The 7,449-nt window shown below is 65.1% G+C and carries 7 protein-coding genes; 2 read left to right on the forward strand and 5 right to left on the reverse strand.

All coding sequences use genetic code 11. From position 1 onward, the window contains the following. Positions 1-15: 15 nt before the first annotated feature. Together macA and J5M73_RS29880 are read left to right on the forward strand one after the other, a co-directional pair. The gene (macA, locus tag J5M73_RS29875; protein WP_102863595.1) at positions 16-1,167 is read left to right on the forward strand and encodes a macrolide transporter subunit MacA; all 1,152 of its coding nucleotides are present in this window, start codon (positions 16-18) and stop codon (positions 1,165-1,167) included. A 2-nt stretch (positions 1,168-1,169) separates the two neighbouring features. Continuing rightward, on the forward strand, positions 1,170-3,128 hold the full coding sequence (locus tag J5M73_RS29880) for a MacB family efflux pump subunit (protein ID WP_102882414.1): 1,959 nt from the start codon (positions 1,170-1,172) through the stop codon (positions 3,126-3,128). Positions 3,129-3,199: 71 nt separating this feature from the next. On the opposite strand, the gene J5M73_RS29885 is transcribed toward J5M73_RS29880, so the two are convergent. The 5 genes from J5M73_RS29885 to J5M73_RS29905 all read right to left on the reverse strand — a co-directional run bounded on the left by J5M73_RS29885 (position 3,200) and on the right by J5M73_RS29905 (position 7,422). Next, complete coding sequence (locus tag J5M73_RS29885; protein ID WP_102863593.1) at positions 3,200-3,988, reverse strand: helix-turn-helix transcriptional regulator; 789 nt, start codon at positions 3,986-3,988, stop codon at positions 3,200-3,202. Between the two features lie 315 nt (positions 3,989-4,303). Then, a complete protein-coding gene (locus tag J5M73_RS29890) occupies positions 4,304-5,770 on the reverse strand; it encodes a GDL motif peptide-associated radical SAM/SPASM maturase (protein ID WP_102863592.1) in 1,467 nt (488 codons plus the stop codon). 136 nt (positions 5,771-5,906) lie between these two features. Next, the gene (locus tag J5M73_RS29895) at positions 5,907-6,515 is read right to left on the reverse strand and encodes a DUF1842 domain-containing protein (protein WP_102863591.1); all 609 of its coding nucleotides are present in this window, start codon (positions 6,513-6,515) and stop codon (positions 5,907-5,909) included. 52 nt (positions 6,516-6,567) lie between these two features. Then, positions 6,568-7,197 carry a DUF1842 domain-containing protein gene (locus J5M73_RS29900; protein WP_207167364.1) on the reverse strand — a complete coding sequence of 210 codons (630 nt, stop codon included), beginning with the start codon at positions 7,195-7,197 and terminating at the stop codon, positions 6,568-6,570. Positions 7,198-7,233: 36 nt separating this feature from the next. Continuing rightward, positions 7,234-7,422 carry a DUF1843 domain-containing protein gene (locus tag J5M73_RS29905; RefSeq protein ID WP_102863589.1) on the reverse strand — a complete coding sequence of 63 codons (189 nt, stop codon included), beginning with the start codon at positions 7,420-7,422 and terminating at the stop codon, positions 7,234-7,236. Between the last annotated feature and the right edge of the window lie 27 nt (positions 7,423-7,449).

A 7,449-nucleotide genomic window follows, 5' to 3' on the forward strand; every position in this document is an offset into this window, starting at 1 on the left:
CACTTGTGGTCATCTATGGAAAAGTCGAAGTTTCGCAAAATCGGTATGGGGCTGTTGCTGGTGGTTGTGGCCGGATTGATTTTCTATACGGTGCGGGCGCCGGCAGAGCCGCCGCAGTACCTGACCGCCCGGGTCGAGCGGGGAGACATCGAGAACGCGGTCCTGGCCTCGGGCCTGCTGGAGGGCATCAAGCAGGTGGACGTCGGGGCCCAGGTTTCCGGGCAGTTGAAGTCGCTCAAGGTCAAGGTCGGGGACAAGGTGAAGAAGGGCCAGTGGCTGGCGGAAATCGATCCCCTGGTGTTGCAGAACACCCTGCGCCAGGCCCAGGTGGACGAGGAAAACCTGCAAGCCAAGCGCCGCGCCACCGCGGCCCAGCTCAAGGAAACCAAGGCCATCTACGAGCGCTACCGCGACCTGCAGTCGGACGCGTCGATTTCCCAGCAGGATTTCGAGACCGCCGAGTCCAACTACGAGGTGCAGCGTGCCAACCTGCTGTCCCTGGACGCGCAGATCAAGAGCGCCCATATCCAGATCGACACCGCCAAGGTCAACCTGGCCTACACCCGCATCGTCGCGCCGATTGACGGCGATGTGGTGGGGGTGGTGACCCAGGAAGGCCAGACGGTGATCGCCAACCAGCTGGCGCCGGTGCTGCTGAAACTCGCGGACCTGGACACCATGACCGTCAAGGCCCAGGTCTCGGAGGCCGACGTGATCCATATCGCTCCCGGCCAGCAGGTGTACTTCACCATCCTCGGCGAGGCCGACAGGCGCTATTACGCCAAGCTGCGGGGCACTGAGCCGGCACCGCAGAACTTCCTCGAAACCCAGACCGCCGGCACCCCCAAGCAGAACACCGCGGTGTTCTACAACGCCCTGTTCGACGTGCCCAACCCGGACCACCGGCTGCGCATCTCCATGACCGCCCAGGTGCGCATCGTCCTCGACACCGCCAAGGATGTGCTGATGGTGCCGGTGGCCGCCCTGGGGCCGCGCAACGCCGATGGCCGCTTCGCGGTGCGGGTGCTGGACGCCAAGGGCCATGCCCAGTCGCGCAACGTCAGCACCGGGATCAACAACAACGTCAAGGTGCAGATCAAGGACGGCCTGGCGGAGGGCGACCAGGTGGTGATCGGCGATCCGCTGCCCGGCACGGCAGGGGCCTGACCATGACCCAGCCATTGTTGGAGCTCAAGGGCATCAGCCGCAGCTTCACCGCCGGGGAGCGGGAGTTCCTGGCCCTGAAACACATCGACCTGAGCATCCAGGCCGGGGAAATGGTGGCGATCACCGGGGCCTCGGGCTCCGGCAAGTCGACCCTGATGAACCTCCTCGGTTGCCTCGACTACGCCACGGCCGGCAGCTACAAGGTCAACGGCCAGGAAACCCGCGACCTGGACGATCAGGCCCTGGCGGAGCTGCGCCGGGACTATTTCGGTTTCATCTTCCAGCGTTATCACTTGTTGCCGCACTTGAGTGCCCTGCACAACGTCGAGATGCCGGCGATCTACGCCGGCACCCCGCAAGTCAAGCGCCATGGCCGGGCCCGGGAGCTGCTGGCGCGCCTGGGGCTGTCCGGGCACCTGGCGAACCGGCCCAACCAGTTGTCCGGCGGCCAGCAACAGCGGGTGAGCATCGCCCGGGCCCTGATGAACGGCGGCGAAGTGATCCTCGCCGACGAACCCACCGGGGCCCTGGACAGCCACAGCGGCAAGGAGGTGATGGGCATTCTCCAGGAACTGCATGCCCTGGGGCATACGGTGATCATCGTCACCCACGATCCTCAGGTGGCGGCCAACGCCGAGCGCATCATCGAAGTGCGCGACGGCGAGATCGTCAGCGACCGGGTCAATGCGCGCGGGGTGGACGAGGAGCCGGCGCAACCCCCGGTGAGCACCCGGCCGGGCGGAGCACGACGCCTGGTGGCCAGCCTCGGGCTGTTCAAGGAAGCCTTCGTCATGGCCTGGGTGGCGCTGGTCTCGCACCGCATGCGCACTTTGCTGACCATGCTCGGGATCGTCATCGGCATCACCTCGGTGGTGTCCATCGTGGCCATTGGCGAGGGGGCCAAGCGCTACGTGCTCAAGGACATCCAGGCCATCGGCAGCAACACCATCGACATCTTCCCCGGGGCCAGTTTCGGCGACAGCCGGGCGGCGGCAATCCAGACCCTGATGCCCGCCGACGTGACGGCCCTGAACCAGCTGTACTACGTCGACAGCGCCACGCCGATGGTGGGCCGCAGCCTGCTGCTGCGCTACGGCAACATCGACCTCAATGCCACGGTCAACGGTGTCAGCCACCTGTACTTCAAGGTTCGCGATCTCAAGCTGGCGGCGGGCATCGCCTTCAGCGAGAACGATGCCCGGCGCCAGGCCCAGGTGGTGGTGATCGACCACAACACGCGCAACCGCCTGTTCGGTCCCGATGTGGACCCCCTGGGGCAGGTGATCCTGGTGGGCAACCTGCCGTGCACGGTGATCGGGGTCACGGCCGAGAACAAGAACATGTTCGCCGCCAGCAACCTGCTCAACGTCTGGCTGCCTTACGAGACGGCGGCGGGGCGGGTGCTGGGCCAGCGCCACCTGGACAGCATCAGCGTGAAGATCAAGGACGGCCAGCCGAGCAAAGTGGTGGAGGAGCATGTGAAGAAGCTCATGGAGCAGCGCCATGGCACCAAGGACTTCTTCACCAACAACCTCGACAGCATCATGCAGACGGTGCAGCGCACCAGCCGCTCCCTGGCCTTGCTCTTGTCGCTGATCGCGGTGATTTCCCTGGTGGTCGGCGGCATCGGGGTGATGAACATCATGCTGGTGTCGGTCACCGAACGGACCCGGGAGATCGGCATTCGCATGGCGGTGGGGGCGCGGCAGTCGGACATCCGCCAGCAGTTCCTGGTGGAGGCGGTGATGGTCTGCCTGATTGGCGGGGCCATCGGCATCGCCCTGTCGTTTGCCATCGGCTACCTGTTCACCCTGTTCATCAAGGAATGGGAGATGGTGTTTTCCATGGGCTCGATCGTCACCGCGTTCGCCTGTTCGACCCTGATCGGCATCGTCTTCGGCTTCGTTCCGGCGCGCAACGCCGCCCGGCTGGACCCGATCGAGGCCCTGGCCCGGGATTGAGCGGCCCACAGACAGAACCGCCGGCTCAGGGGCCGGCGGGGCGGGGTTACGGGGTCAAGGCCATTGGCGGATCAGGCCGGCGCGTCATCGCGGGTGCCTGGCGCCTGTGCCTGGGGCGAGTACATCCAGCGCAGCAGGGAGTGGCGACCACTGATGCCGAGCTTGATGGCGGCGCGCTTCAAGTAGCTTTCGACGGTATTGACCTTGAGCTTGAGCTGCTCGGCCAACTGCGGTGCGGTGCGCCCGGCCAGCAGCCCGACACAGACTTCCAGCTCGCGGTTGGACAGGCGCAGCCCGGACTGCTCCAGGCGCTCGGCAAAGCGCAGGCGCACGGTCGCCAGGCCCTCGATGGCGGCGCGGTCCTGCTCGGCAGAGTCGCTGCGCGGCTGCAGCGCGCTGATGTGGTTTTCCACCATGGGCAGCAGCAGCGGCGAGATGTCCTCCAGCAGCAGGCGTTCCTGGGGGGAAAAGCTCTGCTCCTGGCTGCTGCGGTACACCGACAGCACGAAGTGGTACGAATCCTTGCGACCGGTCAGGTGCAGTTGCGCCGGGTCCGCGTTGCCCCGGTGCCGCAGCAGTGGCGGGCTGCCGCAGGGCTCGTCGGGCTGCTCGGGAAAGCCCGTGTGCAGCAGCGGGTCATTGCTGGCGTGCAGATCGCTGTACAGCGGGTGACTGCTCTGCATCAGGGTATTGCCGGTTCTGCCAGTGGCTTGTTCCGGGGCGGTGCGCAGTTGGGTGATGTGAGTGGCGTCCACAGCCAGTTGGGTGAGTATCAGGTCGTGCAGCATGCGCGGGAAACTGCGGCTGCCGGTGCTGGCGATGACCTTGCCAATATGTGGAAACAGTACTTGTGAGTTCATCATTTCATCCATGAATGTGAAGGTGTGGAAGGACTGCCTTATAACAACGAGTTTGGGTCGCGCGTGATTTACCTCCTGTTTGCGCTGACCGACAAAGGGTCGCCTCGTATCCTAGTACAGGGTGGCGACTGCTGTTTGATGAAGTGCGCAAAAACTTGCACCGCAGGCGCGCAGGCGCTCGGGCCTGTGGACGAACTGCCATGGCAAAGCCCTTACCGGCCTTGCCCGGAGTTTTTTGGATGGCTGTTCCCTGCTTGCCAGAGCCGCCATGACCGCCGCCGCGCCTGGGGTTGGCGCGGTGGCGGCTGGCGCAGGTTACAGGCGCGGTTGCTCCTGGGGCATGCCCAGCAACTGGTGCAGGGTGTTGATCAGCGCCTGCTGGCGCAGGCGGTCTTGCTGGTGCCGGGCCTCGGCTGCGGCGACATCGGCGTGGCAGTGGGGGCAGGTGCTTTCATGGGCGTGGATGTACTCCAGGCAACTGCGGCACAGGGCCAGGCGTGGCGGGATGCGGCCTTCTTCGGGGGAGGCGTGGCCCTGGTTGGCCCAGGCCAGCTTGATCACCTGGCCGCTGTCGCTGACGCTGGAGACCGCCTCGCCGGTGTCGATGCGCTCGGTGATCAGGTCGAAGCGGCCCACCGAAAAAGAGGCGGGGCCGGCGTCTTCGAGTTTGACGATGCGCTCGCGCAGGCCTTTTTTCTGCAGGTCCAGGGTCCGGTAATGGCAGTAGGGGTTGTTCCCCGGCTTGCCCAGCAGCGAATGCGAGGTCCAGGTGCAGCCGCCGCGGCACACGTCGTTGTAGTAGCAGGTGCGGCAGTAGCCCCACAGATCGTCCACCGAGCGCAGGCGGCCGAAGTGCATGCCTTCGCTGTAGTGCCAGATGTCGTGCAGGCTCATGCTGCGCACATTGCCGCCGGAGAATCCGACGGTGGCCAGGGACGGACAGCCCTTGACCGTGCCGTCGGCTTCCAGGGCCAGCACCGTCTGCCCCGCGGCGCAGCCGCTCCAGTGCACGCGGTCGTCGCCAAAACCGCGCCACATGTGTTCGTAGGGGCCGTAGTAGCCGATGTTGTTGCCCACATTCATCAGCAAGCCGCGCTCTTCGCCTTCGCGATACAAGCGGGCCAGCAGCGGCATCACTTCCAGCAGTTGATAGGGTTGCAACAGCAGCTCCGGGTGATCCACGGCGTTGCCCATGGCCACCGTCAGTTGGATCTGCCAGTGGCTGGCACCGGCGTCGATGATCAGTTCCATCAGGGCCGGCAGGTCGGGCAGGGTGGCGGCGCCGATCTGGGTGTTGACGCTGACCTTGAGCCCGGCCTGCTTGGCCCGGCGCAGGGTGTCCAGGGCCTTGTCGAACGAGCCGGGTACATTGCGCACCGCGTCGTGCAGCGGCGCCAGGCCGTCCAGGGACACGCCGACGCCATTGAGCCCGGCGTCCACCGCGGCCTGCATCTTGGCGGGGGTCAGGTTGCGTCCGCCGGTCTGGATCGCCACGTACATGCCGTGGTCGTGGATGGCCTGGATCAGTCGCGTCCAGTCCTTGCGCAAATAGGCTTCGCCGCCGATCAGGGTGACTTCCCGAGTGCCCAGGGCGGCGATGGAGTCGATCACCGACAGGCATTCCTGGGTGTTCAATTCGCCGGGGCGCCGATGCCCGGCCCGGGAGCCGCAATGCAGGCACTTGAGGTCGCAGGCGAGGGTGATTTCCCAGACCACGTGCACCGGCACATAGCGCTTGAGGTCGGTTTCGCTGAGGTAGCGGGCGGGGAGACTGTCTGACATGAAAGATCCTTGCGCACCCAGCGGTGCGCGGCACCAACCCATCGAAATAGGCGCGCCTTCCTTGTGCGGCAATGGCGCGATCGGTTTACCGCAACCCTGGGGCCGACCTGTGTCGGCCGGCCCCGGGTGCCTGGACTCAGCGACGTTCCAGGCGGCTGATTTCCGCCTGCAATTGCTGCACTGCCTGGCTCAGGTTGTCACTGTTGGCCAGTTGCTGCTCGCCCTGAGCCACCAGCGCCTTGAGCCGCGTCAGATCGCCGCTGCTCTGGGCCTGTTGCAGCGCCACGGCATACAGTGGCTGCGGATACAGGTGCCGTTGATCGTCCTTGGGCGCCAGATCGGCGTTGGCCGCTTGATCCACCGGCGCCTGGCTCACGGCGGCATGCTGAACCACATGCCAATGGCCCTGGTACTGGTAGCGATAGCTGGCGAAACCGCTGGCCCAGTCGAGGCCGAGAATGCCCTGCAGATGGAAGGTTTCGGCAATCTGGCTGGTAGGGCCGCTGGGGTTGCCGGTCAGGTTGAGGATGATATGGCCTTCACTGGAGGGGTCCAGTTTGACCTGGGAGTAGTCGCCCCAGACATCCGCGAGGAAGTGCATCGGTGGCGAGGTGCTCTGAGTCACCCGGGCCACGCCGCTGACTTTCTTCTGCGGCGTGTTGACCAGCAGATCGAGGGTCAGCACCGGCCCTCCGATCACAGGGTTGGCGACGATGAGGCGGGTATGGAACAGTCCGATTGTCATGCTGCAACTCCTTATCTTGTGGAAGACATCAGGTTCGCTGGACGGTCGCCAGTCAGCGCCGCTCGTGCTTGCTGATCTCGGCCTTGGCCGCCTCCAGCGCCGTGCGGATCAACGGCAGCTGCTCCAGTTGCTGGGTGGCCACCTTGTGCAGGCTCTTCATCTGCGCCAGGTCGCCGCTGGCGATGGCGCCGTGGATCGGCGCCGCGTACAGCGCCGAGATCGGCGGCAGCGGACGGTTGGGCTGGCCATGGCGGGGGGCCGAGAGGGTGCTCGACTGCACGGGTTCCTGCAGATGGGCGGGGACCTGATTGACCGTTACCCAGCTGTGTCCGTTGTAGTACTGGTAGTTGGCCACGCCTTCCTTCCAGTCATCGCTGACCACCAGATGCAGCTTGAAGTTGATGATGGAGTTGGAACCGGGGCCGCCCTGATTGCCCTGGGCGGTGATGAGGATCTTGCTGGAGCTCGGTGGCATGACCGTCAGGTAGGTGTACTGACCCCAGACATCGCTGTGCAGGTCCAGGGGCGGATTGACCGCCTGAGTGATGGACGAAGTGCCGCGCACGCTGTGCTCGGGGGTGTAGACCAGCAGATTGAGAATCAGGGTCGGGGCCCCGGGTTGCGAGGTACCGATGCGGTAGCTCAGGGGGAACAGGCCTTCTTGGGAGATAGAACCAGACATTTGCTTTGCCTCCATTCAATGACGGGGAAACAGCGATTAGTGCTGTTCCAGGCGGGCGACTTCCTTGGCCAGTTTTTCGTAGGCGGCTTTCAGATCCTTGGGCTCGTCGTGCTTCGGATCGCGCTTGGCCAGCAGGGCTTTCATCTGGGGTAGCTGACCTTCGGCGATGGCCGACTGGATCGCGACTCCGTAGGGGACAACCGTGTGTTGCGAGGTGGGGCTCATGGTGTGTGCCTTCCTTGGGGGTTAGGG

Source organism: Pseudomonas sp. 50_B (assembly GCF_017491625.1).
Taxonomy (GTDB): domain Bacteria; phylum Pseudomonadota; class Gammaproteobacteria; order Pseudomonadales; family Pseudomonadaceae; genus Aquipseudomonas; species Aquipseudomonas danubii.

Coding starts and splice junctions, on each gene's coding strand:
- macA (WP_102863595.1), top strand. CDS start 16: ATGGAAAAGTCGAAGTTTCGCAAAATCGGTATGGGGCTGTTGCTGGTG.
- J5M73_RS29880 (WP_102882414.1), top strand. CDS start 1,170: ATGACCCAGCCATTGTTGGAGCTCAAGGGCATCAGCCGCAGCTTCACC.
- J5M73_RS29885 (WP_102863593.1), bottom strand. CDS start 3,988: ATGAACTCACAAGTACTGTTTCCACATATTGGCAAGGTCATCGCCAGC.
- J5M73_RS29890 (WP_102863592.1), bottom strand. CDS start 5,770: ATGTCAGACAGTCTCCCCGCCCGCTACCTCAGCGAAACCGACCTCAAG.
- J5M73_RS29895 (WP_102863591.1), bottom strand. CDS start 6,515: ATGACAATCGGACTGTTCCATACCCGCCTCATCGTCGCCAACCCTGTG.
- J5M73_RS29900 (WP_207167364.1), bottom strand. CDS start 7,197: ATGTCTGGTTCTATCTCCCAAGAAGGCCTGTTCCCCCTGAGCTACCGC.
- J5M73_RS29905 (WP_102863589.1), bottom strand. CDS start 7,422: ATGAGCCCCACCTCGCAACACACGGTTGTCCCCTACGGAGTCGCGATC.